This is a genomic window from Candidatus Nanopelagicales bacterium, from assembly GCA_028687755.1.
In the GTDB taxonomy this organism is placed as follows: domain Bacteria; phylum Actinomycetota; class Actinomycetes; order S36-B12; family S36-B12; genus UBA11398.
Genome location: JAQTZL010000005.1, coordinates 39,163 through 65,188 on the forward strand (window position 1 = coordinate 39,163; position 26,026 = coordinate 65,188).

Here is a 26,026-nt window from a genome sequence, read left to right on the forward strand (position 1 = left end):
CTGTGTCCACATACGAGATGATCTCCACATGATGTAGAGATAATCCATCATTGCCTCAAGCCTCGCGCTGGGACAAGTGGCATAAATGCCGTGTTGCGATAGATTTACGACATGAGCCATGCCTCGATGCTTTCCAAGCAGAAGAAGCCGCACCGCATCGCAGTGCTCGTGATGGAGCATGCGCTTCCGGTGGAAGTCAGCATGCCGTTCCTAGTCTTCGGCGCACCCGCCCTCGGGTATGAACTCATGCTGTGCGCCGAGACGCCAGGGCCAGTCGAAACCGATCACGGATGGTCGGTGACGGTGCAGCACGGGCTGGACGCTCTGGCGACCGCAGACACAGTCATCGTCACGGCCTTTCGCGGCTTTCTCGACACCCCCTCGCGCGATGTCCTCGCGAAAATGAAGAGTGCGCACGACAGCGGAGCGCGTATCGCATCGATCTGCACCGGCGCGTTTGTGCTCGCCGCCGCGGGACTGCTTGACGGACGCCGAGCCACGACCCACTGGCAGTTCGCGGCAGATCTCGCCCGGATGTACCCTGCCGTTCATGTCGATCCGACCCCCTCTACATCGATGAAGGCAACATCATCACTTCGGCAGGCGTTGTCAGCGGGATTGACCTCTGCCTCCATCTGCTCCGCGATGACCGTGGAGCGGCCGTCGCCAATGAGATCGCCAGCACGATAGTCGCCTCACCCCACAGAGATGGCGGCCAGGCACAGTTCATCCGCCGCCCAGACGGCCCACCGCGATCAGCCGGCGGGGTTGGGGCGACCCAGGACTGGGCGCTCGCGCACCTCGATCAACCGCTCACCGTCAAGGACTTCGCCTCGCACGCGGGGGTGCCCGTGCGCACATTCGAACGCCGCTTCGCCGCAGAGAACGGCGTTTCACCGATCAAATGGCTGAATGCCGCGCGCATCGACCATGCGCGCAAACTTCTAGAGACGACTGATGTGAGCATCGACGACGTCAGCCGGGTCTGCGGACTGGGGACACCGGCGAACTTCCGGCAGCACTTCCGCCGAGCAACAGGGACCTCGCCGAGCGAGTATCGGCACACCTTCGCGTCTGTCGGCTCGCCGAGGGAATGGTCGGGGACACATAGCCCAGCAATATCCGTTTAGCCTTCAATGGAAAAGATGCCACCATGACCGCAGGAGACCGGGGAGAATGCGAGCGAACTGACGTCCAGTACGAAGTCCACCGAGACGCATGGACGAGACGGGTTTCTACGACAGGATGTAGAGTTGAGGCTAGGCAGGCCGAACACGGAGGTGCCAGATGGCGGGCGAGCGCACGCGCGAACGAGGTGAGCTTGAAGGCGAGGTCATGCGCATCCTTTGGGGGGCATCCGAACCGTTGAGCGCCCGTGACATCCAGGCCGTGTTCACTGGGCACGTTCCTGCGTATACGACGTTGATGACGGCCCTTGAACGGTTGCAGAAGAAGGGCGATGTCGTCCGTTCCGGTGACTCGCCCCGGAAGGTTCGCTTCCATGCGGCACGAAGCGGGGACGAGCATGTCGGTCGCTCGATGATGACCGCCTTGGACGGTGCTGGCGATCGGCAGGCTGCGCTATTGCGGTTCGCCGGAAACCTTGCCGAAGAGGATCTCGATCTGCTCCGTAGCGCGCTCACTGGCAAAACCTCGCGCAAGCGCAGGTGAGACGTTGATCGCCACGGCCTCCCTCCTCGTCGCAGCAGTGCTAGTTCTGCTACTCGCGCCTCTCGTCCTGACTGCGGGACGGTGGCAGGTGCGGCATCCGCGTATCGCGCTGACACTCTGGTTCTGCGCCTTCTTCGCCGGGATCGGATTCGCCGTGGCCTCCGCCGCCACCGCGCTGATGTGCGCAGTCGGCGGGGTGAGTCCGGCGAGTTCGGGCGAAGCTTTGGTACTGACGCTCGCCGGCTGGTTGAGTCTCGGGGTGATCGCCGCGGTGATCGCCTTCGTCTCCGCGTCCGCGGAGCCGCTCGCCGACTCGTGGCGGGAAGCGGTCGGTCGCTTCGCGCCGGTCGCGGTCTCCCGCGAGGACTCGGATGGTGCGACCCTGGTCTGGTTCAACTCCGACGAGCCGGTCGCATGTGCCGTTCCTTCCCATGAGCCTGAGATCTTTCTCTCCACGGCACTCAGAGACCTTCTGAGCTCTCCCGAGCTTCGCGCTGTGATCGAGCATGAGCGTGCTCATCTACGTCAATATCACGGGTGGGCCGTGCGGATCGCCGAGGTCAACGCCCTCTGCCTCCCCCGGCAGTTCGCGGGCGGGCGCGCCCTAAAGAGGGCCACGCTGCTGCTCATTGAACTCATCGCGGACGATGCCGCCGCTCGCCGCGCCGGTGCCGTCCACCTCGCGAACGCGCTCGCGACTATGGGGCGCACGACAGCCGATCCTGGCCTGGAGCTTCGCGCCGATCGTCTCACCCTTCGCCGCTGGAAGAAACCGCGCAGCCAGCGACGCGCAACCCTCGTGCGCGCCTGACCTGGTCTCTGCCAGCCACCCGGATCTACGACACGATGTAGAGTTAAGGGAGTGGTCCGGCGTCAAGAGGAGTGGTCATGGCCGAGTTCGAGTTCTGGGTGAACGGGATGACCTGCGAGCACTGCGAGCGTGCCGTCACTGCGGAGCTCTCCGCCCTTCCCGGCATCATCGATGTCCAGGTCGATGCCGCCTCCGGTCGTGTCAACCTGGGCCACGAAACGCCCGTTGATCTGAATGCGGTGGAGTCGGCAGTCGAGGACGCCGGCTACACGGTGCGGTCCTGGCCCACGACCACGAATGCCTGACGCCATCACCGCCAGCCCCGCTGCGGCACTCGTGCCCATCTCGGATCCTCGAATCCGCAGGCCCAGGAGCGCGGTGGCCGCGCTCCTGATCGGCGGGGCCGCCCTCGCCCTCGTCGTCTTCCCGGTCGTTGTGGCGGTCATGCTCGGGGAAGAACCGTACGACCGATTGCATGTCGGGTATCCCGGTGTCGATGTCGCCGTGGTCACCACGATCCTGCTTTCCGGTGCCCAGCTCGGAACCCTGGTCACCAGTGGGGCTCTGGTGCATGTGCTGTTTCTGCGAGACGCTCCAGCCCGTAAAGCGCGGTATCTCGAGGATGGTTTCGAGATCTCGGTGCTGCGCGTCGCCTCCGGTGTGTGGGCAACCTGCGCGGGTGCGTTGGTGGTCTTCGAAGCGCTCGACTCCAACGGCACTCCGTTGGAGCGACTGGCTACTCCCGGGGCGTTGCCGTATCTGTGGGAGGCGAGTTATGCGCCGAAGGCGTGGACGATCAGTTTCCTGGCGGCGTTGATCGTCTTCTTCGTCTCCTTCTTCGCAGAACGGTGGACGGGTTTGCTGATCCCGTTGTGGGCGACCGGAATCGCGGTGCTCGCACCTGTTGTCACCGGGCAAGTCCTCGTGGGACCGGACCACGACTTCGGCAGCGACGCCGCGATTTTCCAGACCGTCGCCGTGAACGCGTTCTTCGGAGCGGTCGTGGTTGCCGTCGTGCGCGTGGTCTCCGGGCGGCTTGTCTCGCCGCTGACCTTGCGGCGACTGTTCCGGATCGGAGCCGTCGCACTCCCCGTCGTCATCGTCTCCGATGTGGTCATCGCCGTGTTCAAGCTCGCCGGCGGCAGCATCACCGCCTCGCTGACCGGGTGGCTGATCCTCGCCGGCTTCGCCTGCCTGGTTGCGATCGCGGTGGCGTTCGTTACCGTCGCGACCCTCGCGCGACGGGGACGGCTGCGGGCGGGGCACATCACCGGACTCCTCTCCCTAGCGGCCGTGGCGGTGGCGGGGTGGACAGGTGTGGGCGTGGCGATGACACGGCAGCCGCCGCCGCAGTATTTCGTGCCGACGAGCATCGAGCAGGTCTTCATGGGCTTCGAGGTCCCCGACGCTCCGACGCTGGATGTGTTGTTCGGGCAGTGGCGACCGAACCTGCTGTTCCTGGGTATCGCCGCAGCGGCGATCATCGTCTACTTGGTCGCCGTGCGCACGCTGCACAGGCGGGGTGACCGGTGGCCTCTCGGGCGGACAGCCGCGTGGATCGGCGGGTGGACCGTGGTGATCGTCGCGACGAGTTCCGGGTTCGGGAAGTACTCCGCCCCGGATTTCGGGGTGCACATGATCGTGCACATGTCGCTGAATATGCTCGCCCCCGGGCTTCTCGTCCTCGGCGGCGTAGTCACGTTGCTGCTGCGGGCATCCCGCTCGGACCGAACCAAGCCCGCGGGCCTGCACGACTGGATCACGTGGGTGCTGCACTGGCGGGTGCTGCAGTTCCTCTACAACCCGCTGATCGTGTTCGTGGTCTTCATCGGCTCCTACTACGGCCTCTATCTCACCGGCATCTTCGGCGACTACATGCGGTTCCACTGGGCGCACCAGCTCATGAACCTGCACTTCCTCATCGTCGGCTACCTCTACTACAGCCTCATCATCGGCGTCGACCGGCCACCACGCCCCCTGCCGCACATCGGCAAACTCGGGTACGTGCTGGCGGCGATGCCGTTTCACGCGTTCTTCGGGGTGATCCTGATGACCAGCCCTAACATCATCGCCGAGACCTTCTACCGCTACCTCGACCTGCCCTGGGCCGACCTGCAGGCTCAGCAGTATCTCGGTGGCGGTGTCGCCTGGGCGGGTGGGGAGATCCCGCTGATGATCGTCATCGTCGCACTTGGCATCCAATGGAGCAGGCAAGACGCCAGGGACGCCCGCCGTAAGGACCGGCACTTCGACACCGGCCGCGATGACGAGTACGACGCCTACAACCAGATGCTCCAACGCCTCACCGATCGCGACGCGACCCGCCTCGGCCCCCGACCGACCGTCCGAGAGGACACCCACTCATGACGACGACAGACACCACCACACCTGTGGTCCTCGCTCCGGTGGAGCTCGACATCTCCGGGATGACCTGCGCGGCCTGCGCGGGACGCGTCGAGCGCGCACTGGGCAAGCTCGACGGGGTGACAGCGAGCGTCAACTACGCCACCGAACGCGCCATCATCACCGGCCTTCCCGACAACGATGTCGAGACGGCCATCCGGCAGGTCGAGAACGCCGGATACGGCGCGCACCTGCGCGATGGCAGCGACGACGCCTGGTCGACGCGCGCCACTGAGGTACGGATCTCGTCGCTCCGGAGGCGCCTGGCTGTGTCCGCGCTGCTCACCGTCCCGCTCATGGACATCACGATCGTCCTGGCCCTCGTCCCCGGATGGAGGTTCCCCGGTTGGGAATGGGTGTGTGTGCTGATGGCGCTGCCGATCGTGACATGGGCGGCGTGGCCGTTCCACCGGGCGACGCTCCGCAACCTCCGTCACGGTGCGGTCAGCATGGACACGCTCGTCTCGCTCGGCATCGCCGCCTCATTCGGGTGGGCGATCCTGACCCTGCTGCTCGGGTTCGGCACCACGGAAGCCGCCGGCTACTGGCTCGGCTTCGGCGTCACCCCCGCAGGTGCGGACTCCATCTATCTCGACGTCGCCGCCGGGATGACGACCTTCCAGCTCGCGGGCCGGTACTTCGAAACCCGTTCACGCCGTAAGGCCGGTGATGTCCTCGGCGCTCTGAACGCCCTCGCCGCCACCCACGTTCGGGTCGTCCGCGACGGCGTCGAGACGATCGAGCCGGCCACCGCACTCCGCGTCGGCGATACGTTCGTCGTCCTCCCGGGAGAGACGATCCCCGCTGATGGCACCGTCCACGCGGGGGCCGCTGCGGTGGATGCGAGCATGATGACCGGGGAACCCGTGCCTGTGCCGGTCGGCCCCGGAGCCTTAGTGACCGGCGGGACCATCAGCACTGACGGGCGCCTGGAAGTGACCACGACTTCGGTCGGCGCCAACACCCAGCTCTCTCAGATGGCTGCGCTCACCGAGCAGGCCCAGGCGCGCAAAGCGCGCGTGCAGAACCTCGTCGACCGGATCGTCACTTGGTTCGTCCCCGCCGTCATCGCGCTTGCGATCATCGTCACCATCGCGTGGACTCTTACTGGCACTCCGTTTGCGCAGGCGTTCGGCATCGGGATCAGCGTCCTCATCATCGCCTGCCCCTGTGCACTCGGGCTCGCGACGCCGACTGCGCTCATGGTCGGGATCGGGCGGGCAGCGACCCTCGGCATCCTGATCAAAGGCCACGACGCCCTCGAAGCCTCTGGCACCATCACCACCGTCGTTCTCGATAAGACCGGAACCCTCACCACCGGACGCATGACCGTCGAAACCGCGACCCCGTTTGGAATCGCCGATCATGAGCTGTGGCGTTTGGCCGCGTCCGTCGAGCAGGGTTCCGAGCATGCGATCGCCCACGCCATCCAGGACGCCGCCCGCGCCCACGTTACTGACCTTCACCCGTTGGAGGACTTCACCGCCCTCCCCGGTCTCGGTGCTACCGCCCGCATCACAGGGAGCACCCTCCTCGTCGGGAACGCCGACCTGCTCCGCGAGCACGGCGTCGACCTCACCCCGGCGGTCGCCGCTCTCTCGGATGCCCACGAGCACGGGCACACCGTCGCACTGGTCGCTCGCGACGGGCAGCTGATCGGGCTGCTTGCCCTTGCCGACACCATCAAGCCTGGAGCTGCGGACGCCATCACAGCGCTGCACGCCCAGAACCTCACCACCGTGCTCCTCACCGGCGACAGCCCTGCTGCCGGTGCTCGCATCGCGGCCGAACTCGGCATCGAACGCTTCCACGCCGGTGTCGCCCCTGCCCAGAAGGCTGACGTCGTCCGCGAACTCCAAGCAGCCGGAGAGAAGGTCGCGATGGTCGGCGACGGCATCAACGACGCCATCGCCCTCGCCACCGCCGACCTCGGGCTCGCGCTCGTGTCCGGCACCGACATCGCCCTCAAAGCCGCGGACATCATCCTCGTCCGCGACGACCTCCACGTCATACCCGATGCGATCGCGATCTCCCGCAAGACCCTCCGCACCATCCGCACCAACCTCGGCTGGGCCTTCGGATACAACATCGCCGCCATCCCCATCGCTGCAGCCGGGTTCCTGAACCCTCTCATCGCCGCCGCCGCGATGTCCCTGTCCTCTGTGCTCGTCGTCTACAACAGCCTCCGCATCCAGCGCGTGCGCAGCACCCGGTAGGAGAACGGCAGGAGACAGATATCCCGATGGAGTTCTTCCTACCGCTGTCCCTTGCTGCGATGCTCTACCTCCTCGTGCTCTGGATCGCCCTCACCGCACCACCACGGCCCCCACAGCTCTCAGATCCCACCCTGCGCGACGAATGGGACTCCGTCGCCTTTCGGGGGGTACGCAAAGGCGTCGAACGCCTGCGCGGGCGATTGCGCAGGCGGTAGCGCCCTCGCGGGAGCCTGGACCGGCTCACCCGGGGAGGCGCTGTGCGCAGGCGTTTTGACCTCGCGATCGCCACCCCGCTAGTGTATCTACTACATGTTGTAGAGATAAGGTGTGTGGCATGCTGTCTGACCCGGTGCTCCAATGGACGCTGACACTCGCCTTCACCGCGACCGCCGCGTACGCCACACTGCGACTCTTCACAGACCGCAAGCCGTTGCTCATCGTGGGCAACGCTTTGCACCTGGTGATGAGCCTCGTGATGATCGCCATGTGCTGGCCGTGGTGGACCGTACTGCCGTCACTCCCGCAGACGCTCTTCTTCTCGGCCGGCACGGCCTGGTTCGCTGCGGTGGTGCTCCTCCAGGCGCGGCGTCGCATCACGCGGGCTGCCGTTGGCGGACACAGCGTGTGGCATCAGGTGGCACACGCGGTCATGATGCTCGCGATGGTCTGGATGCTCCTCGCGATGCCCTCCGGAACCGACGGTGCGACGCATGACCATCACCATGGAGGGCTCGAGCCGTGGGCGGCCCTGACCGGGGTTGCCGTCACCGCGGCGCTGACGACGTCCGGGGTCGTCTTCCTCGTCGAGCTCGTCCGCTGCCTGCGCGGGCGTACCACCTGGCTCGGACATACCGGGGATGTCGCCTCCGGGGCGCTGATGAGCTTCGGCATGGCAGCGATGTGCTGGCCGATGATCACCGGCTGAACACCCTTTGACCACCACCATCAGTCCGCCGGCGCTGTCGGCGGGTCAACAAGAAAGAGAGACACCATGAGTACACGACGCAGCAAGAGGCCCCTTCTGATCGGAACCGGAGCCCTCGCGGCTACTGCCGCGCTGGTTCTCGGCGGTGCGGTCGCCGCGAACGCACACGTCAGCATTGCCGAAGGCCCGGTCGAGGCCGGATCGTACTCGATCCTCACCTTCGGGGTGCCGCATGGATGCGATGGGTCTGCGACGACGGAGGTAGCGATCCAGATCCCCGAGGGCATCAACGCCGTCACCCCCACCCGCAACAGTCTCTACTCCGTCGAAAAGGTGATGGAAGAGCTCGACACCCCCATCACTGACAGTCACGGCAACGAGGTCACCGAACGGGTCGCGCAGGTCGTCTACACGGCCTCGACGCCCCTGCCCGATGGGCAGCGGGACGCGTTCGAGCTCTCGCTGCAGATCCCGGAGGACGCCGCAGATACCACTCTGTACTTCCCGACTGTGCAGACGTGCGAGCAGGGTGAGACCGCCTGGGTGCAGATCCCGGAGGAAGGGCAGGACGGCCACGAGCTTGATGCACCAGCCCCGAGCGTCGACGTCGTCGCAGCCAGCGACGCTGGATCGCACGGGCACGGCGACAGCACCGAGGACACCGTCGATGCGCACGACGAGGATTCGGCATCCGCGGCAGCTCCTGCAGATCAGACGCCGCTCGTGGTCACCTCGCTCGCCGTCGGGGCCCTCGGCCTGATCGTCGCGGTGATCGCCCTGCTGAGGGGACGCAAGAAGGCGTGAGCACTCTCATCGCCGGGAAACGCGCACCGCGACGCGGCTCCGCCCTGGTCCTCCGTGCGCTGGCAGCCCTCCTGCTCGGCTGGTTGCTGGCGCTCACGGGAGCACAGGCGGCGTCCGCGCATGCCGAGCTGCTGTCCACGACACCGGAGAACGGTGCCGTGCTCGATGAGGCTCCCGCGGAGGCGGTGCTGACGTTCAACGAGCCCGTACAGCTCATCGACGGCAGCATCCGCCTGTTTCCCGGCGATGAAGACCCCCTCACACTCGACGCGCACGTCAACAACACCAGCGTCATCGCCGTGCTCCCCGCCGACCTCGCCGACGGAGCCTATGCGCTGAGCTACCGCGTCGTCTCAGCAGACGGGCACCCCATCTCCGGCGCGATCACCTTCACCATCGGAGACGGCCAGGCGGACAGCGCGACGGCTCCCATCGTGGAAACCGCGACCCCGCAAGATACCCAGTTCGCCGTCAGCGCCCTGACAGCACTGCAATACCTCTCGCTCCTGGTCTTCGCCGGCCTGATCCTGTTCGAGCGAATGGTGCTGCGCAGCATCACGCCGTCCGATCGCCGGTCCAGAAACATCCTGCGACTGACCGGCATCGGAGCGGGGACCGCCTCGCTGCTGCTCATTCCCACGTCAGCGCTCAACGTGACCGGAAACCCACTGACCGCGGTGATCGATCCGACTGCATGGTGGTCGGGTGTCTTCTGGGCACCGGTCGCTGCGGCCATCATCGTATGCGCAGGACTCGTCGGAGCCACAGTGCTATCGACACGACAGCTGGGGAACAGGGGGATGCGCCTGCTCGCCGTGCTGCTGCCGCTCCTCGCATTGGCCGCGCCGGTGCTCGTCGGACATACCCAACTGATGGAACCACGGGCGCTGATCATCGCCGCCGACCTCGGACACCTTCTCGCCGGCTCCTTCTGGACCGGAGGAGTCCTCGGCCTACTCCTGTTCCTCGCGGCAACCCGCGTGACCAACGCCCAGGAGGCATGCACCTCACCTGCTCTCGCCGCGAAGGTCGTGCAGAGGTTCTCCGGCGTCGCGGTCTGGAGCGTCGTTATCCTCGCCGTCAGCGGAACTGTCATGGGCGTCATGATCGTCGGAAGCGTCGACGCTCTGATCACGACCAGCTACGGGCTCACCCTCCTGCTCAAGATCGGGATCGTCATCCCCGTGATCGCGATCGCCGCCTACAACAGGACCCGACTCCTCCCACGGATCGCGTCACGACCGACCGCACGCATGCAATGGCAGACCCTGACCCGAACCCTCAGCTACGAAGCCGCACTCCTCATCGCGGTCCTGCTCCTGACCGGCTTCCTCACCAACCTCAGCCCCACACACGACCACCACGACACACCAACCGAGATCACGGCAGCCACCGCTCAGACCGTCACGATTGACGCGGACGCCCAAGGGCTATCGCTGAGGGGCGAACTCGAACCAGCACTGACCGGCGACAACAAGATCACCTTCACGCTCGAATACGACGGCAAACCAGTCGCCCCCGACGAGGTGACCATTCGCACCACTCAACCTGAGCACGACCTCGGACCGTTCCAGTCCGTAGCCGAACTCGACCCTGAAACCGGTGAATACTCCGCCCACCTGGACATGCCCGTCGCAGGTGAATGGGAGATACAGGTACTCGCCCGCGTATCCACCTTCGCTCAGCCGATCGTCACGATACCTGTCACCGTCAACTAAGCAGATCGCCGAGGCTTCTCATGTTCATGACGATCGAACATCACTGTCGTGGCGGGGGTTCACGTCCACACCTTTCGTAGACGGCGAGAGACGTCAGAACCGTTGCGCGTCGATCAAGATAGCGAACAACGCTCCTCCTCCTAGCGTCGAAGAAACCGCTCGACTGACCAAGCCCTTCAATTGCGGAGGCCGAACACTCGCATCCGCACTGAGTTGCCGAGAAGTCATTCACTCGCTTCACGAACTGGCGGAGTAAAGTGGCGTCCTCGCGGACGAATAGTGCCACCGTCAGCGACGATGGCGACGCGCACTGTCTTTGGGTCAACGTCAAGTCGTTCGGCGACTTCCGCCAACGTCAGTCCCGCCTCGTAAAGGGCAACCGCTCGACGACGGCTATCGTCATCCAAGCCAGGCGTTCTGAGACGACCTCCAGCACGCGAAACCAATCCCGGGATCGTTCCACGATGCACCCGATACTTCGCAGCGATAGCCTTTACTGGCATCCCCGCCTCGTAGTCGGCGACCAGCGCCGCACGCCGCTCAGAGGTCAACCGTGTTTGAGACTTCACCGAACTCTTCGCGACTGCACCTCGCGAGTCCTGCCTATCCGGGGTTCGGTTCCGCTGTCCGCGTCGCTCAGAGCCCTTGAGAACCCGGCGAATCAACGATTTCAGCGCCGGGCGGCTGTTTGAGAATCGCTTGGGAAGGTCCGCGCTAGTCGTCTATGGCGCGTACCGCCTCGGACTGTGGTCGGTCGAGCTGACGAAGGACACGGTCATCGTCATTGTCTTCGCCGGGCTGCCGCTCGTCTTTGCCGCGGGCAAGTTCGACGGCGGAAAGCAGATCATGCGGAAAGTAGCCACGGAGGTGCTAGGCATCTCGGCGCTGCTAGTCGTCTACCTCAGCCTCGCATTGTTCCCGCTGTGGGCCGAAATTCTGTTGCAATCGCTCCTCCTCATTCTCGTAATGCTTGTGACTGTCGGCGCACGGCAAGCGAGCACGGCGAAGCTGACCGGGTGCCTGAACGCGATAGTCGCCTCCATCACTCTCGGGGTCGCCATCTACGTCGCACTTCAGGTGTATTGGAACTTTGGGTCGTATGACTGGACCGAAGAGGCTCGCACCTTCGCGCTGTCGATTTGGCTGCCGATCGCCCTCATTCCGTTTGTCTACATTTGGGGGTTTCGCATGGCCTGTGAGTTGACCCTGCTCCGCGTGCGATGGCAAGGCGAGGATCGTTCTGTCCCTCGGCGCGTCCAACTTGCGATCGTTCTGGGCTTCCTTGGAAGTCTTCGTTATGCGACCCGATTCAAGCTTCACTGGATCGGAGATCTGGCGAGAGAAACCTCCTTCCGAGGCGCGTGGCGTGCCATGCGCGAATTCCGTCGCGCTGTCCGCGTTAACCGGCGCGCAGAACGTGCACGTAAGGCTCGCCTTGAGCGCTTCGCGGGTGTTGTCGGTCTCGATTCTGCAGGGCTTCAACTCGACCGCAGAGAATTTCACGAGACCAAGGACGGACTTATCGATGTCTACTACACGCAGTCCGGGTACTTCAGCCAGCACCGTCGATACGAGTCCGACGCGGAAGCCATCTTTCGACTGAGCTTGCTCTCCAAGTTGCCTGACGAGCACCAGATCCAGTTTCGAGTTAGCAAGGATCGCAGGACATGGAGAGCCTGGCGTCAGACGCCTGCAGGCTACGTCTTCGCCGTTGGAGGGACGAAGGACATCAACCAGGAATGGCGATTCGATGGTGACGATCCTCCCGAAGACTTTCCGCGTCAGGGGGGCCGGCGGTGGCGAGACATGATGATCGAGGATGAGTCACCAGAGTGGGCCAAGGACGACGCGCCGATTCCAGACGCGTGAGACGCGGCACCCGTCCCCGCTGAGTTCTGTTGGAGCCGGCTTACAGCGGGGATCCCGCCGCCGACGGCAGATCTCATCGGCGTCCGGCAGACTTGTGTCGTGACCGATCCCAACGAAAACACGCTTGCAGCGATGGCCAGCCAGCCGTCGCGGCCCGAGATGTGGAAACTAGCACTCCCGGCTATCCGGGACGTCATACGAGCGATTGAGGACTACCTCGCCGATCCTGGGTGGGTGCCACGACTGAGCGACGGCACTCTGACGTGGTCCAATCGCGGATGGCCCTCCGTTTCCACACCAGTGATTGGCCCACAAGACGGTCGAATCGACTACGCAGCTCTCATCGGAAAGGGCCACAGACCGATCGATGCGACCTCATTTGAGAGTGTTCGGAATTTTGTCGCCTTCGTGCTTGCGGATCCAACTATCTCGCCGCGTCTAAAGCCCGCCATGGATGGAGTCGCTGCGGACACTGTTACGTACTTTGCCGGCAGCCTCGCGAGTGCGTTGCCGATCGACATAGCGACGCACTCCATGACGATCGGGCTGACGGCGGAGGATGACCTTCGTGACCTGTACTGCCAGATCGAGCGCTATTGGCTGGCTCCGACCCTCTCAGTTGACTACGTCGTTCCTTTGGTGCTCACAGCGCTTGACGGTGTGGACCCTATTGAGGTCACGGCGTCAACGCGTTTGGTGAGGATGGACGACGACATGCTTCACGCGCGCGCGATGGCAGGGCAGATGAATGTGCTCGACCCAGTGCCGTCCCCGATAACCGGTGCTGCGACCCACGCGCTAGTGATCGGGACGTTCCAACGGGATAACCAAGGTCCGTTAGAAGCAATGATCTCGCGGCGTAGCCTCGACTTAGACGATGTCCTTAGCGAGGCGGACCTGGCTTGTGAATCGTTGCGCATCCTCGGTGTGAAGGTGGTCGGATACGCAAGTGTCTTCCTGGTCCCGCGCGATTTCTCTTCCGGCTGGCATCGTCGCGGACTTCCAGAGCTATCGCTAGTCAAGACGATGCGACGCTACCCGGAGATTCTCGACAACTATGGCTGGCTTGCCGATATCCCGGCATTCCCAATGAGGTGGCTCGACGGGCTCCCGACGGTCGCGTCCGCGCTGGCACAGGCATCGCCTCGCGTACGGCTGGCCTCGCGACGATTGACACAATCGATGCTCAGATCCGATGAGCTCGACAGACTGCTAGACGCATGCATCGGAATAGAAGCGCTAGTCGGCGGCGACGACAACAACGAGATCACCCATCGGCTCGCGCAGCGAGTCGGGGTTGCCTTGGCGACGTCCCGCACAGCCGACGGTCGCCGTCGGTCGCTTGGTTCGACCGACCTCGACAAGGTGTACGAGACCATGAAGGCGGTCTACTCGGATAGGTCCAAAGTCGTCCACGGCACTACCCATGTACCGAAGACTCGCGACTTCCGTGGCGAACTCATTCCCACACACCTCCTCGCTGGTGACATCCTGCGATACCTACTCATTGAGGCGCTTGACCGCCCCGACGAGATCTCCGGCAAGAAGCTCGACCAACGTCTGCTGCATGGCGCTACACGCGACCTCGCCGAATACTCAACACGCATCAAAGCTTCAGAGGGCACGGTGGCACGCGCAGCAATCAATGCATCCGGTCGAATGGACGAGCCGCCGTTACGACCTCATCCTGATCGCGCTGATCCCCAGGTACCGACCTCACCGCGCTATCCAGACCACGACGGGAACGGTGCCTGATAAGTCGTCACGGGCGAGCGGATCAACGCCGAAGGCTCGCGGCTGGCGACGACCGACACAGGGAGGGGTATATCTTGGGCGGGCTGTGGTGCAGCAACAGAAATCGAATGTGCCAAACGACTCGTAATGCGCAGGTCCGGGGTTCAAATCCCCGAGGCGGCTCCACGCAAAACGGACATTTTTTGTCCCTAATAACCCGCTAATAACCCGGCGTCTTGCGCGATCTTCGCCGAGCCATAGGCCGAGGCGGTGGCTTCATCAGCCGCACGGAACTCGCTGCTCTAGAGGTGTGGGGTAGAGCCAGCGACGCTTGTGCGTCGGGAATGGACCGGCGAAGCCCAGCGCCTGGACCTGACGCTTGCCATCGTCATCGGAAGGCCTATTGCGGCAAGGAGGTACCCCAGCCTCGGGAAGAAGTGGCAATTCGGGGACGTTCTACACGCGCGCCGAAGAGCGTGATCCGCACGCTTCATCCGAGGACGCTCCAGGGTGGCTGAGGAACGAACCCACCTGCAGTCGTTAACATCGGCACGCTTCCATGCGAACCCACTGACGCAAAGAGGAAGATTCAGCGAAATTCCGTTACCACAAAACGCTTGAAAACAAAGGGTTTTTGCGCACCGAGGAAAACAAGGAACCACCCAGATTAATAATCTGGTACTCGTGGGTTCGAGCCCCCTCACGCCCCACTCAGCGAGAGTCGTTGTCCTGCAACGACTCTTGCTTGCGCAGGTTCCCTCCAATTTGCTGGCTAGTGGCTCTCTCATGCCCCCTAAGTGGCACGCTGATGGCGCGGACTCCCTCACGGATTTGGGTCCGGAATATGGGCGTTGGCACGTAGGAGGCACGCTAAGGACGACCAGATTGCGTCCTGCCTCGACCAATTCGGTGAGACCGTGGCCAGGCGGATGTCAGCGTGCGGGACCATGCTTATCCTCGAACTGGACGAATCTTGCCGAAATCGGATGGGTCGAACGTTGCGAGGACAGGTGAAGGGAGAAACGCCGTGGCGTTAGACGAAGGCCAGGTGGCCCGCGTGGTCATCCCGTTCGGCGGCGTCGTACGACACCCCTCAGCAGGGTTGTCGTACATCGTTGAGTCTGGAATCCCCAAGTTCCACGACCTTGAGTTGCGCGACGAAGTCTGGCCGCACTGGATGGCCATGGCGCGCGATTCCTTAGCCAATGCTCTGGCCGCACGGGAAAGGAATCCGGGCTACTCCGTCGAAGGTGAGACCGCCTTCGGTGAGGCCCTGCAACTCGAGATGCGCTCGTCCATGGCAGCCATTTGTAACGCCGCGTTCTCGCTCGAAGCGTTCACGTCCTCGGTCGTTCACTACAATATGGCTGCCGACGTCGAAGTCGAGGGTGCGGCGGCCCGCATTCACCAATCCTTCTGTCGTAGCTTCAGGCTGGACAACACGCAAAGCACCGCCGTTCGCGGGGAGTTGGGGCGGATGTTCGCGTTGCGAAACCGTGCGGTCCACGCACCCGGTAACTTCACACATGTCGGCTATCGAGCGGACTTCCAGGTACACGTGCACCCACGCTTTGTGGACTTCTCGGCACCGGTTGCACAGGTCGTGGTCGATTTCGCCAGCAACCTCGTGAGGCAACTTCTGGAGGTCCCACGTCCGCACTGCTCCGAGCTCGTCGCCTGGAGCGCTGACATGCGGGAGACGCTCAGCAAGGCACGAGAGGCGTCCAACGCGTACTACCCGTTCTGAAGTGGAGGCAGAGGCAAGCGTTGCCACGCCCCAGCAGACGGTTGACGTTAGGCTCACAGTCAACGGGGGGGGGTGTGATGAAGGCTCGAAGTCTGCCGGAGATTGAGGCGGCTCTTGAACAGCTCGTGGATAGATGGAGTCGGTATTCCGGGACCGAGCGCTCCGGGTCGCAAACCTTCCTCAACCAGCTCATCCGTGCTTATACCGGTGCCGAGGATGTCATCGAGGCTGGGGCGACTTTCGAGCAGTTCGGGCCACGCGACGAGGGCGTCGGTTTCATGGACCTCTACTGGCCCGGGGTCACCATCGTCGAGATGAAGGCGCCAAAGGAGTCGGGGCGCCTGGACTCGCACCGTGCTCAGGTCCTGGACTACTGGCGAAATAGCGCTGACCCCGCCACGGGCACGCCTGCGCCGCCGTTCCTCGTGCTATGCAGCATCCGCAGCTTCGAGGTCTGGGAGCCGGGCCGGTTCCCGAATGCTCCGCGCGACGTCTTCACGATCGAGGAACTCCCAAGCCGGGCAGAAGCGCTCCTGTTCCTCGCCGGCAAGACTCCTGTTTACGGTGGGCCCGGGGCAGCTGTCACGCAGGAGGCCGCCCAGCACATGGTCGACCTGTACTTCCAACTGCTCGATCGTGAGGCGGCGCCGGCCGAGGAGCTCAGGCGCTTCATCGTCCAGGCAGTGTGGGTGCTTTTTGCCGAAGACCTCGGACTGGTGCCCGAGCGTGTATTCGCTAACCTCATTGACGCTCTCGCTACGGACTCAACTCGCGACAGCGCCGTCGAGATCACTGACCTGTTCCGTAGGTTCAACCAACCGGACGCTGAGCGACGAGATCGGGGCCGTAGCGTGGCAGTGCCGTACGTGAACGGCGAGTTGTTTGCTGCGACTCCAGAGGTACCGCTCAACCCGGGAGAGTTACGCCACTTGCAGGCCGCGGCCGCTTACGACTGGCGCTGGGTCAACCCGACGGTCTTTGGATCCCTCCTCGAGGGCTGCCTCGGACATGATCATCGATGGGAACTCGGCGCGCACTACACGAACGAGGAGGACATCCTCTCGATTGTCCGTCCGGTCATCGTGCACCCGTGGGCAGCGCGGATCGAGGCTGTCGACGACCCTAAGAAGGCTGTGAAGCTACTGGTCGAACTGACCCAGTTCCATGTACTCGATCCCGCGATGGGCTGCGCCAACTTCCTTGCAATCGCCTACCGCGAGCTGCGCAAGCTCGAGCGACGATTGTCCGACAGGATCTCCGATCTCTACACAGCCGCCGGTATGTTCCCTCCCACGCTTCCTCGCTACCCCCTCCGCAACATCCACGGCATCGAGATCGATCCCTTTGCAGTCGAGATCGCCAAGGCGACCCTGTGGATGACTCATGCACTCATGGCACGCCAGTACGGAGCAGCCGAGGACCCCTTGCCGTTGCAGTCTCTCGACACACTTGACTGCGCCGATAGCCTCAAGATCGAGTGGCCGAAAGTCGACGCGATCATTGGGAACCCGCCTTTCCACGGTGACCGTCGTCTGCGTGAGGTTGTGGGGGACGCGTACATCGACGGGCTCAAGTCCGAGTTCGGTGTCGGCGTGAAGGACCACTGCGTTTACTTCTTCCGCAAGGCGCATACGCACCTTAGCAAGGGTCAACGTGCCGGACTTGTCGCGACGAACACGATCAGTCAGGCCAAGAACCGTGACGCTTCCTTGGTGTGGATCGTCGCAAATGGCGGCACGATCTTCGAGGCCACCAGCACCAAGCCGTGGTCCGGCGACGCAAAGGTGCATGTGTCGATCGTGTGCTGGGAGAAGGGCGTCGTCCCGCCCCCTCCCTACTTACTCGATGGTCGCGAAGTTGAGGGCATCACGCCGTCGTTGACGGCAGGAACAGAGCATCGTGCAGCCGTGAAGCTCGCCGGGAACGCGGGCGTCGGATTCGTTGGGTACTTCCCAAACGGAATGGGGTTCGTCCTTGACGAGGACGAGGCAGCTTCGCTGCTCGGCGGGACCGATGCCGACTATTCGACCGTTGTGTTCCCCTTCATCAATGGCGAGGACATCGTCGATCGGGTTTCGTCCGACCCCAGCCGATGGATCATCGACTTCGGGAGAAGGGCTCTCGAAGAGGCTGGGGCGTTTCCCGCTGCCCTTGACATCGTTCGCGAGAAGGTAAAGCCGTTCCGAGATGGAGTCAGCCGCAAGGCTCACCGCGAACGCTGGTGGCAGTTCGCCGAAACGCGCCCAGGCATGACGGCGGCCCTCGCGCCCCTCACCAGATACGCGCTGGCAGGCCTCACGGGGAAGCGCTGGATCGTCGCGTGGGGTCAGCCAGGGTGGCGCCCGTCGCACGCGCTCGCGGCCTTCGCGTTCGACGACGACTACTCCTTCGGAGTGCTTGCCTCCCGGCCACACGACCTATGGGCGCGCGCCAATGGGTCGACTCTCAAGGGCGACCTGCGATACACGCCGAGCACTTGCTTCGACACGTTCCCGTGGCCGACCAACCCGAACGACGGTAGGCGCGCGACCGTGGCCGAGGCCGCGCGCCGGATCGTGACGGAGCGGAGCGCCGCGTGCCAGTCACTCGGCAAAGGCTTGACCGCTGTTTACAACGCGATGGATGAGGGAGCGTTCGTGAACCTAAAGAAGGCACACGACGACCTCGACCGCGCAGTCCTGGCCTGCTACGGCCTTCCTGCTTCACTAATCAAGGACCGACCTGCCTTGTTGAGTGCCCTGTTCGACCTCAATGAGAAGGCTGCTGCGGACTCCATCTATGACCCTTTCGGAAGGCGAGACTCCGGTGGCCATTCCTGATTTCCAGTCGTTGTTCCGGCCGGTGTTAGAGGCCGTGGCTGATGGTGCGGTGTGGCTGTTGGTGGAGGTCGACACGATCGCCCAGATAGCCGAGAACTGAGGTCGGTTGCTCGGGCGGCGCGGCGCCACTTCTTGGTATCCGGGGCTCCGGTCTGACGCGATTTCAGCCTGATTTCAGATCAAGAAGCCTCCTAAATTCACCCCAAAACGATCCGAAGAATGACTGTTACGAGGTCGTTAACAAGGCCCTCAAGATCCGCAGGCAGAACAACCAACTGCATTGACCCCAACACCTCCCGGGCTGGCATCACAATGCTCCTTCCGGCACCAACGCATCGGGATGCCAGCCCGGGAGGTGTCTGGTCTGTTCTTGTAGGTCGTTGGTGGTTGGTTTTGGAGGCTTGTCATGGACTCTTTGTGGTGGCTGTATTTGTGGATTCTCCTTGGCTTGTCTTTTGCTCTTGTTGTGATTCCGGTGATTTCAGCGTTCTTTGCATCTTTCGCCGGGCGGGAGGTGTAAATGCGATGTACCAAGCACCCCACACCGTTGAGGGGGTATGGCGACCACGTTGGCGCTAGCGAACGGAGGACCACGATGAAGAACGAATTCATGATTGAGACCAAGCGTGCGATGTATCGGTTGCGCAATCTTCAGTACTGCCACGTCAAGATGCGCGAGAAGTCCGATGCACGTCTACGAGTAGCACAGGAGCGCCATGCGCTCGAGATCTCCCGGGCAGAGATGGTCGAAGCCAAGGGGTGGAACGAGCTGATGTCGATTACCGGCATGACGATTCCGACGGCAGCTGCGATCTTGCAGGTCAGCGAATCGACGGTGAGCCGCTGGATTGCGCGCCACGGCAAGGGAGTCGAAGCCACCCCTTCCGCGGATACGTCGGCAGGTGGCGCATGAGTGCCGTGGCATTGACGTCGAGTGTCACGCCACCCGGGCTAATGAGAGCGTTGTTCATCGCCGAGGAAGTTGCCCTCGCCCTGGCAGTTTCGGAAACGCTGGTGCGTCAGCTCACTTTGTCAGGTGAGCTTCCCTGCCGTCGGATAGGGCGACTCGTCCGTTACACCCAGGCTGACCTCGATGCCTTTGTGGACCATTGCGATCAGCGTGGTTACTCGGTGGATTCGAGGACGAGGTGATGTCAGAGGTACAAGCCAGAATTCAAGGAAGGGATCAGGAGAGGATTATCAATGGCTAGGCGCAAAGGAGTGGAGGGATCGGTTCGGGAGATTCCGGCCGGTTCGGGTCCCTGGCAGGCGCGCCTTCCTTCGCGACTGGACGCGTATCGCAGACCGTTGCCGGAGACTTTCGCGAGCGAGTCGATCGCCTGGACGGCACTGCGTGTGGCCATCGTTGACATGGATCGGAACGCGGGCCTTCGCCCATTGGGCAGACCAAGCGGGACGGTGCGCAAAGTTCGCGAGGTGCTCAGCGACTACATCGCAGCACGCCAGAACTCTGCTCTGGCTCCTATAGCGATCCGAACGGTGCGTGACTACCGAAGTGTTCTGGAGAATCACGTTTCCCGGAAGCATGCTGACATTGGCCGAGTCCCGATTCACAAATTGACCGGCCGCGACATCAGGGCGTGGATGGATGACCCCGCCGCCGACGGAGTGAAAGCCGGCACCATTGCAAACGCACGACGGGTGCTTGGCGCGGCTCTGGCATGGGAGGTGCGCGAGGGCCGTTTGGGAGTCAATCCCGCGACTCACGTTCGAGTGGAGACGAGCAAGGCCCGCCGGGCGACGATGCAGACCGTTGATCCGGTATTGCTTCCGTCTTGGGCTGAATTTGCGACGATCGTCGAAACACCGGAATTCGAGCACGACCGACTGCTGCTCGCCCTGATGGGTTGGTGCGGGCTGCGCTGGGGTGAAGCCGTGAGTCTTCACGAGCAGGCGGTGTGGCGGGATCGTCCGCAGATCACAATCGATCGGGTTTTGGTCCGCAGGACGCAGAAGGAAGTTGATGCGCACTCTGGTGTTGGGCTGCACCTGCTCGAAAACAACTACTGGCAGCAGGAGCCGCCGAAAGCTGGCATGACTGCCACTGTCCCGGTACCGCGGCCACTGTGGTTGCGCCTCGTTGCGTTAGCTGACCAACGCTTGCGCGAGACACCGATGCCAATGCCAGCCGGCCGCCTACTTTTTCGACGTCCGATGCTCTCGCCTGGCAATACGCACAGCATTGGCGTGCTCGACAACACCAACTTCCGCCGCGATGTGTGGGTGCCTGCGCGCCTTGCTGCAGGCCTGGTCGGGGATGAGTCTTTACCGGCGCTCGATCCACGGCGTTACCCGATGAAGGTGAAGGACCTGCGCGCCTTTGCTGCCTCGGTACTGCTCGATAGTGGCAGCAGCCTGACCGAGGCGGCGCTCCTACTGCGACATTCGGACAAGCGCACCACTGAGCGGCACTATGCGCGGGCGATGCAAGAACGATCCCATGATCGGGCTCGGCGGGCTGTCCAGATCGACCAGAGTGCGAGCCTGCCCGAGCGGCTTGATGCCCTCTGGGAGGCCTGGGTTGGAGCTTTCCCAACGGTCGTGGCACGTCTCGGGTTGGATGCGGACAACGTCATCGACCTCGGTGCGCGCCGGGGCCGGGCATGAGGGATACGCATGGGTCGGCTGAAGTGGTAATTTTCTAGGGCTGGGCTGGCCGAGAGGCCCTGGTCCACCCTGTAGGCGGGGATATCCCCCGCGTACTGCTACGCGAGCATTTCTCAAATGAGGCGCACCCCATTTCGCGAGCACTCTAGATGAGTCTCGTCGCGGGGTTTACATAATGCGTCGCTCATGCGACTATTTATGTCATGGCGTCAGCGACCGAGACGATGACCAGTTCCGAGGCGGCTCGGCGACTGGGCGTCGGCATGCGGCAGGTCGAGAGACTATTGGCGGCTGGTGACCTCACGCGGGTGGGGACAGTCGGCCGGGCGGCGCTCATCGATGCGGTGTCGGTGCACCGGCTACGCACCCGAGGAGTCCGGCGTGGTCGGCCATGGTCTGCCGCAACGAGTAGCGCAGCCATGGACCTGCTGACCGCCGGGGAGACCGGACGGCTCGGGTCTATCGAACGATCACGCCTGATATCGCGACTGCGCCACATGTCAGCCGAGGATGTGGTGCGGGCGACTCGGGGGCGTGCCAGCGTCCGGCGCTATCGCGCATCCGCCTCGTTCATCGACCGGATCAGGCAGGAGGTGACGCTGACAGGGTCCTCGGCGATCGACGCGGACGGAGCCATCGCCGGGCAGTTTGGACTTGCAGCAGCTCGGCACGATGAGGTTGACGGATACGTCGACCCTGCAACCGCTCAGCAGTGCATTGCCCGTTTTCATCTCGTCGAGGATGCTCGGGGCAACGTGACGTTGAGAGTCGCGGACAACGAACAGGGGGGCAGACGGGTAGCCAGCGCCGTCATCGTTGCCCTAGACCTTGCGGAATCCCTTGACTCGCGCGAGCGCGCAGCTGGGTTGGCGCTGCTGCGAGACCGGTTGGAGTTGCTGCAGTGACCTTGGTGCGCAGGCTCGGGCTTGACGAGCCATACCGGACGGCAGGACAGGACACCCTTCGGATCCTCGCCTCGCCAGCGTGACGATCCCCGAACACATTCCCTCAAACAGACCAATCGGACAGGTTATCCACAGATTGTGCGCTTGTGAAAGGGCAAAAGAAAGGGCAAAAGCGCTTTCCCTGCTAGTTCAGTAGGAATTGCCGAGCACCGAAAGTCGTTGCGCTGCAAGGGATCTTGATGGTGGCCAGGGCCGGGGTCGAACCGGCGACCTTCCGAGTTTCAGTCGGACGCTCGTACCAACTGAGCTACCTGGCCGTGGCTGACGTTCCAGCCGCGATGAATCGGGGTTTCCCCCGAATCGTTGGCGACCCTGACCGGACTTGAACCGGCGACCTCCGCCGTGACAGGGCGGCGCGCTAACCAACTGCGCTACAGGGCCTTAAATGAAGCCGTATCCCCAACGGGATTCGAACCCGTGCCGCCGCCGTGAAAGGGCGGTGTCCTAGGCCACTAGACGATGGGGACCTATATCTCCGTCGACCTTTGTGGATGCCGTTGGTGACCTGAGAACTATAGGGGATGGGTGGCCGGAGGGGTAATTGAGGTCAATTCGGGTGGGCGGCCCGGGTCAGCCGGTCTTTGATCGCGGCCCCAATTCCGCCTATGGGTGGGGCAACCGCCAGCACCTTGGAAAGCTTCAAAGCGTCGGCCTCGCGAAGGGCTGAATAGAGCTGTTGGGCGTACTCCTCGCGGGTGACCGGCGCACACAGGCGCACCATGCCTGCAGGTGTTGGATGTTCGGCCAACGCGATGAGTCCGATGCTTGCGGTGGCGAACACAGGCTCGAGTAGTGCTGCTGCATCAACCAGTTCGACTGTTGCGGTGGGACTGTAATGAGACTCCAAAGTTCCACTTGCGCGAATCTGTGAATCAGTTGTGCAAGGAAGTCCTGTTATCTCTTCCACCTGCTCAACACTGATCGCACCTGGTCGAAGCAATCGCGGATTGTTACCAGTGCAATCAATGATTGTGGATTCAACACCGACAGCACATTCACCACCATCGAGAACAACATCCTCCGCACTCGTGAATTTATTGAGTTCCTCGAGCACGTGCTGCGCAGTTGTAGGACTTACTTTTCCAAAACGATTTGCGCTGGGTGCCGCAATTGCAATGGAAGGATCACCTGTAAGTTCAACAAGAATTCTTTGTACCTCTTGCATTAATGGATGTGCAGAGACTCGAACCGCAACGGAGTTCTGACTGCCCGTGATGAAGTCACCAGCTCGCGGTGAGCGCGGAATAACAAGGGTGAGCGGACCTGGCCAAAAACTCTTCGCTAGTTGATATGCATATTCAGGAATATTTCTTCCCCAGTCATTCATTGCCTCGATCGTTGCAAGATGAGCGATCAGCGGATGGTCGGCTGGACGCCCTTTTGCGGCATAAATCTGAGCGATGGCATGTGGATCATCGGTACGAGCTCCAAGCCCATAGACGGTCTCCGTTGGCACAGCGGCTAGATGCCCAGCGGCCAAGGCAAGTGCTGCCTCTCGGGGACTGGCAACTGCTCGCATGTGCCTATTCAATCTGCTCTTTGTAAGAGGTTTGTCAGGACTCTAGGTTTTCGTGCCCGAACGGGAACGAAATCACTGGTTGGGGTGTCTCATGTCTATATGAGTTCGCCCCACGAAGGAGACCCCGTGTCCACCCCACTTCCACCTTTCACGCCCGCTGAACCGATCGCGACCAGCATTGCTCCGGTCTGGGAACGACCTGCGCCAAAGAAGCGTGGCCGTGGTCCCGCAATTGTTGGCGGGCTATTAGCTACTGCATTAGTTGCAGGCGCGGCAGGTGGTGCCGTGGGATTTGTTGCGGCAAAGCAAACATTGCCGACCTCCGTGGTGGCATCGGCAACTGCTGATTCGAGCTCACCGTCACTACCCGCAGGGAGTTCCATTGCAGATGTTGCTGCTGCTGTGCAGCCTGCCGTGGTTCAACTGAATGTGAGTGGCACTGACGGTGAAGGCACGGGTTCGGGTTTCATTATTAGCAAAGACGGGTACATCATCACCAACAATCACGTTGCAGGTTCTGCGAAAGATGGCGGGATTGATGTGTTGTTCTCCGATGGCACCAAGGCGAAGGGCACCTTGGTGGGTGCCAATGCGGGCTACGACCTTGCAGTCGTCAAGGTAGATAAGCCGGGAGTTAAAACTGTTCCGCTTGGCAAGTCATCAACACTTCGAGTAGGAGACGAAGTCATTGCGCTTGGTTCGCCACTTGGCTTACAAGGAACTGTGACCTCGGGAATTGTCAGTTCACTGAATCGGCCCGTTACCGCAGGAGATGAGTCGTTCATCAACGCGATCCAAACGGATGCGGCAATTAACCCAGGCAACTCCGGCGGACCACTTGTCAATGGCAACGGCGCTGTTGTCGGTGTGAACTCGGCAATCGCCTCGATGGCATCAGGTGAAGCCCAAGCGGGATCTATTGGCCTTGGCTTCTCAATTCCTATCGATACCGCAAAGCGCATTGCGAACGAGATCATCAATACGGGTTCAGCGAAGACTCCAGTGATCGGCGTCCAGCTCGCCATGGACTTTGAAGGTCCAGGTGGAAAGGTTTCGTCGGTTACCTCAGGTGGAGCGGCGCAAAAGGCTGGCATCAAGACCGGTGACATCATCACCAAGGTCAATCGGCAAGTGATTGCTGATGGCACTCAGTTGATCGTGACTGTTCGTTCCTTTGCACCTGGCGATCGAGTACAGCTCACGGTAGATCGCGGCGGGGAAACATTGACCCTTCCACTGAACCTGACGGCCTCGAAGGCATAGACGAAACCACCCTGCGGCAGGCTATGGGCATGAACCCCTTGGCAAACGTGCTCGATCCACTGCGCGATCGCGCTGCCGCAGGGTTTCGTCGCATCGTTTCTGGTGATCCCACTGGGGTTCCAGAATGGGTTGCGCAAATGCGCGAGGGCGAAGGCATCGGCTACTTCGGCCCAGATTCAGCCGCGTGGGCAGTGCATGGTGGGTTACCAACATTGGTCGGTGGGATTCGTGCGCTCTTAATGCAGGCACTACATCCAGCGGCACTCGCTGGAGTGATGCAGCATTCACGTTACGAAGAAGATGCGCTTGGCCGATTAGCAGGCACCACGCAATGGCTCACAGTCGTGACCTTTGGTGACAAAGCACAAGCTGATCGTGAATGCGCACGCGTTCGCGGTATGCATCGTCGAGTCAATGGCGTGTACACGGTCGATGGCGTTGAGTTTCCCTATGACGCAACAGATCCGGATCTCTTGCGGTGGGTGCACATTGCATTTACTGATTCATTTCTTGCAACACACCTAGTGTGGGGCGATCCAATCCCTGGTGGCCCGGACGCTTATGTGCGCGAATGGGCGAAAGCTGGAGAGCTCGTCGGCGTAGAAAACCCTCCGCGCTCAGTCACCGAATTGCGAACGGCGATTGCTGGATATGTATCTCAATTGCGAAGTAGCCGTGAAGCCAAAGAAACCGCAGCGTTTATTCGTAAACCGCCACTTCCGTTTGCCGCACAAGGCCCGTATGCAGCGTTGCTCCTCGGGGCTTTATCAACCATGTCACCACGACACCTCGCAATGCTGGGATTACCTCGGGTCCCGCAAGTAGTCGCTCGCCCTGCAGTGACGGCCATGTTGGGAACGCTCGCATTCGCTCTTGGCCCAACATCCCCTTCCCAACAAGCGGCGATGTCCCGGATTGATAGCAACTCGTAACA

At 62.5% G+C, this 26,026-nt stretch carries 20 protein-coding genes and 3 tRNA genes; 18 read left to right on the forward strand and 5 right to left on the reverse strand.

The annotated features are described in order from the left end of the window. The first annotated feature begins 111 nt into the window (after positions 1–111). The 9 genes from PHN51_07915 to PHN51_07955 all read left to right on the forward strand — a co-directional run bounded on the left by PHN51_07915 (position 112) and on the right by PHN51_07955 (position 10,548). Positions 112–690 carry a DJ-1/PfpI family protein gene (locus PHN51_07915; protein ID MDD2818705.1) on the forward strand — a complete coding sequence of 193 codons (579 nt, stop codon included), beginning with the start codon at positions 112–114 and terminating at the stop codon, positions 688–690. Positions 691–1,287: 597 nt separating this feature from the next. After that, the gene (locus tag PHN51_07920) at positions 1,288–1,671 is read left to right on the forward strand and encodes a BlaI/MecI/CopY family transcriptional regulator (protein MDD2818706.1); all 384 of its coding nucleotides are present in this window, start codon (positions 1,288–1,290) and stop codon (positions 1,669–1,671) included. A gap of 88 nt (positions 1,672–1,759) precedes the next feature. Beyond that, positions 1,760–2,482, forward strand: a complete 723-nt coding sequence (locus PHN51_07925; GenBank protein MDD2818707.1) for a M56 family metallopeptidase — start codon at positions 1,760–1,762, stop codon at positions 2,480–2,482. A gap of 77 nt (positions 2,483–2,559) precedes the next feature. Further along, positions 2,560–2,787, forward strand: a complete 228-nt coding sequence (locus tag PHN51_07930; protein ID MDD2818708.1) for a heavy-metal-associated domain-containing protein — start codon at positions 2,560–2,562, stop codon at positions 2,785–2,787. 73 nt (positions 2,788–2,860) lie between these two features. Beyond that, on the forward strand, positions 2,861–4,849 hold the full coding sequence (locus PHN51_07935; protein MDD2818709.1) for a cytochrome c oxidase assembly protein: 1,989 nt from the start codon (positions 2,861–2,863) through the stop codon (positions 4,847–4,849). Then, positions 4,846–7,101: a heavy metal translocating P-type ATPase gene (locus PHN51_07940; protein MDD2818710.1), complete on the forward strand. Its 2,256-nt coding sequence runs from the start codon at positions 4,846–4,848 to the stop codon at positions 7,099–7,101. The genes PHN51_07935 and PHN51_07940 overlap by 4 nt, the downstream gene beginning before the upstream one ends. 334 nt (positions 7,102–7,435) lie before the next feature. Next, a complete protein-coding gene (locus PHN51_07945; protein ID MDD2818711.1) occupies positions 7,436–8,026 on the forward strand; it encodes a DUF5134 domain-containing protein in 591 nt (196 codons plus the stop codon). A gap of 66 nt (positions 8,027–8,092) precedes the next feature. Further along, complete coding sequence (locus PHN51_07950; GenBank protein MDD2818712.1) at positions 8,093–8,830, forward strand: YcnI family protein; 738 nt, start codon at positions 8,093–8,095, stop codon at positions 8,828–8,830. Beyond that, positions 8,827–10,548 (forward strand): copper resistance protein CopC, encoded by a 1,722-nt coding sequence (locus PHN51_07955; protein ID MDD2818713.1) that lies wholly within the window; start codon positions 8,827–8,829, stop codon positions 10,546–10,548. Before PHN51_07950 ends, PHN51_07955 begins: the two co-directional genes overlap by 4 nt. A 224-nt stretch (positions 10,549–10,772) precedes the next feature. Here PHN51_07955 and PHN51_07960 read toward each other — a convergent pair whose 3' ends face one another. Further along, a complete protein-coding gene (locus tag PHN51_07960) occupies positions 10,773–11,117 on the reverse strand; it encodes a helix-turn-helix domain-containing protein (protein MDD2818714.1) in 345 nt (114 codons plus the stop codon). A 76-nt stretch (positions 11,118–11,193) separates the two neighbouring features. On the opposite strand from PHN51_07960, the gene PHN51_07965 reads away from it, so the two are divergent. The 7 genes from PHN51_07965 to PHN51_07995 all read left to right on the forward strand — a co-directional run bounded on the left by PHN51_07965 (position 11,194) and on the right by PHN51_07995 (position 22,250). After that, positions 11,194–12,417 (forward strand): hypothetical protein, encoded by a 1,224-nt coding sequence (locus tag PHN51_07965; protein MDD2818715.1) that lies wholly within the window; start codon positions 11,194–11,196, stop codon positions 12,415–12,417. 99 nt (positions 12,418–12,516) lie between these two features. Further along, the gene (locus tag PHN51_07970; GenBank protein ID MDD2818716.1) at positions 12,517–14,172 is read left to right on the forward strand and encodes a HEPN domain-containing protein; all 1,656 of its coding nucleotides are present in this window, start codon (positions 12,517–12,519) and stop codon (positions 14,170–14,172) included. Positions 14,173–15,178: 1,006 nt separating this feature from the next. After that, on the forward strand, positions 15,179–15,898 hold the full coding sequence (locus PHN51_07975) for a hypothetical protein (GenBank protein MDD2818717.1): 720 nt from the start codon (positions 15,179–15,181) through the stop codon (positions 15,896–15,898). 77 nt (positions 15,899–15,975) lie between these two features. Continuing rightward, on the forward strand, positions 15,976–18,717 hold the full coding sequence (locus tag PHN51_07980) for a hypothetical protein (GenBank protein MDD2818718.1): 2,742 nt from the start codon (positions 15,976–15,978) through the stop codon (positions 18,715–18,717). A 595-nt stretch (positions 18,718–19,312) separates the two neighbouring features. Then, entirely contained in the window at positions 19,313–19,630 is a 318-nt protein-coding gene (locus tag PHN51_07985; GenBank protein MDD2818719.1) for a helix-turn-helix domain containing protein, read from the forward strand. A 290-nt stretch (positions 19,631–19,920) separates the two neighbouring features. Then, positions 19,921–21,345, forward strand: coding sequence for a hypothetical protein (locus PHN51_07990; GenBank protein ID MDD2818720.1), 1,425 nt, complete (start codon positions 19,921–19,923; stop codon positions 21,343–21,345). Between the two features lie 419 nt (positions 21,346–21,764). Next, on the forward strand, positions 21,765–22,250 hold the full coding sequence (locus PHN51_07995) for a hypothetical protein (protein MDD2818721.1): 486 nt from the start codon (positions 21,765–21,767) through the stop codon (positions 22,248–22,250). Between the two features lie 240 nt (positions 22,251–22,490). Here PHN51_07995 and PHN51_08000 read toward each other — a convergent pair. The 4 genes from PHN51_08000 to PHN51_08015 all read right to left on the reverse strand — a co-directional run bounded on the left by PHN51_08000 (position 22,491) and on the right by PHN51_08015 (position 23,829). Beyond that, positions 22,491–22,567 (reverse strand) — tRNA-Phe (locus PHN51_08000). Between the two features lie 47 nt (positions 22,568–22,614). Then, positions 22,615–22,691 (reverse strand) — tRNA-Asp (locus PHN51_08005). A gap of 13 nt (positions 22,692–22,704) precedes the next feature. Beyond that, positions 22,705–22,777: transfer RNA gene (locus PHN51_08010), tRNA-Glu, on the reverse strand. A gap of 80 nt (positions 22,778–22,857) precedes the next feature. Then, positions 22,858–23,829, reverse strand: a complete 972-nt coding sequence (locus tag PHN51_08015; GenBank protein ID MDD2818722.1) for an L-threonylcarbamoyladenylate synthase — start codon at positions 23,827–23,829, stop codon at positions 22,858–22,860. A gap of 126 nt (positions 23,830–23,955) precedes the next feature. Between PHN51_08015 and PHN51_08020 the strand changes: the two genes are divergently transcribed. Together PHN51_08020 and PHN51_08025 are read left to right on the forward strand one after the other, a co-directional pair. Beyond that, complete coding sequence (locus PHN51_08020) at positions 23,956–25,092, forward strand: trypsin-like peptidase domain-containing protein (GenBank protein MDD2818723.1); 1,137 nt, start codon at positions 23,956–23,958, stop codon at positions 25,090–25,092. Positions 25,093–25,121: 29 nt separating this feature from the next. Next, positions 25,122–26,024 carry an oxygenase MpaB family protein gene (locus PHN51_08025; GenBank protein ID MDD2818724.1) on the forward strand — a complete coding sequence of 301 codons (903 nt, stop codon included), beginning with the start codon at positions 25,122–25,124 and terminating at the stop codon, positions 26,022–26,024. The last annotated feature ends 2 nt before the right edge of the window (positions 26,025–26,026 follow it).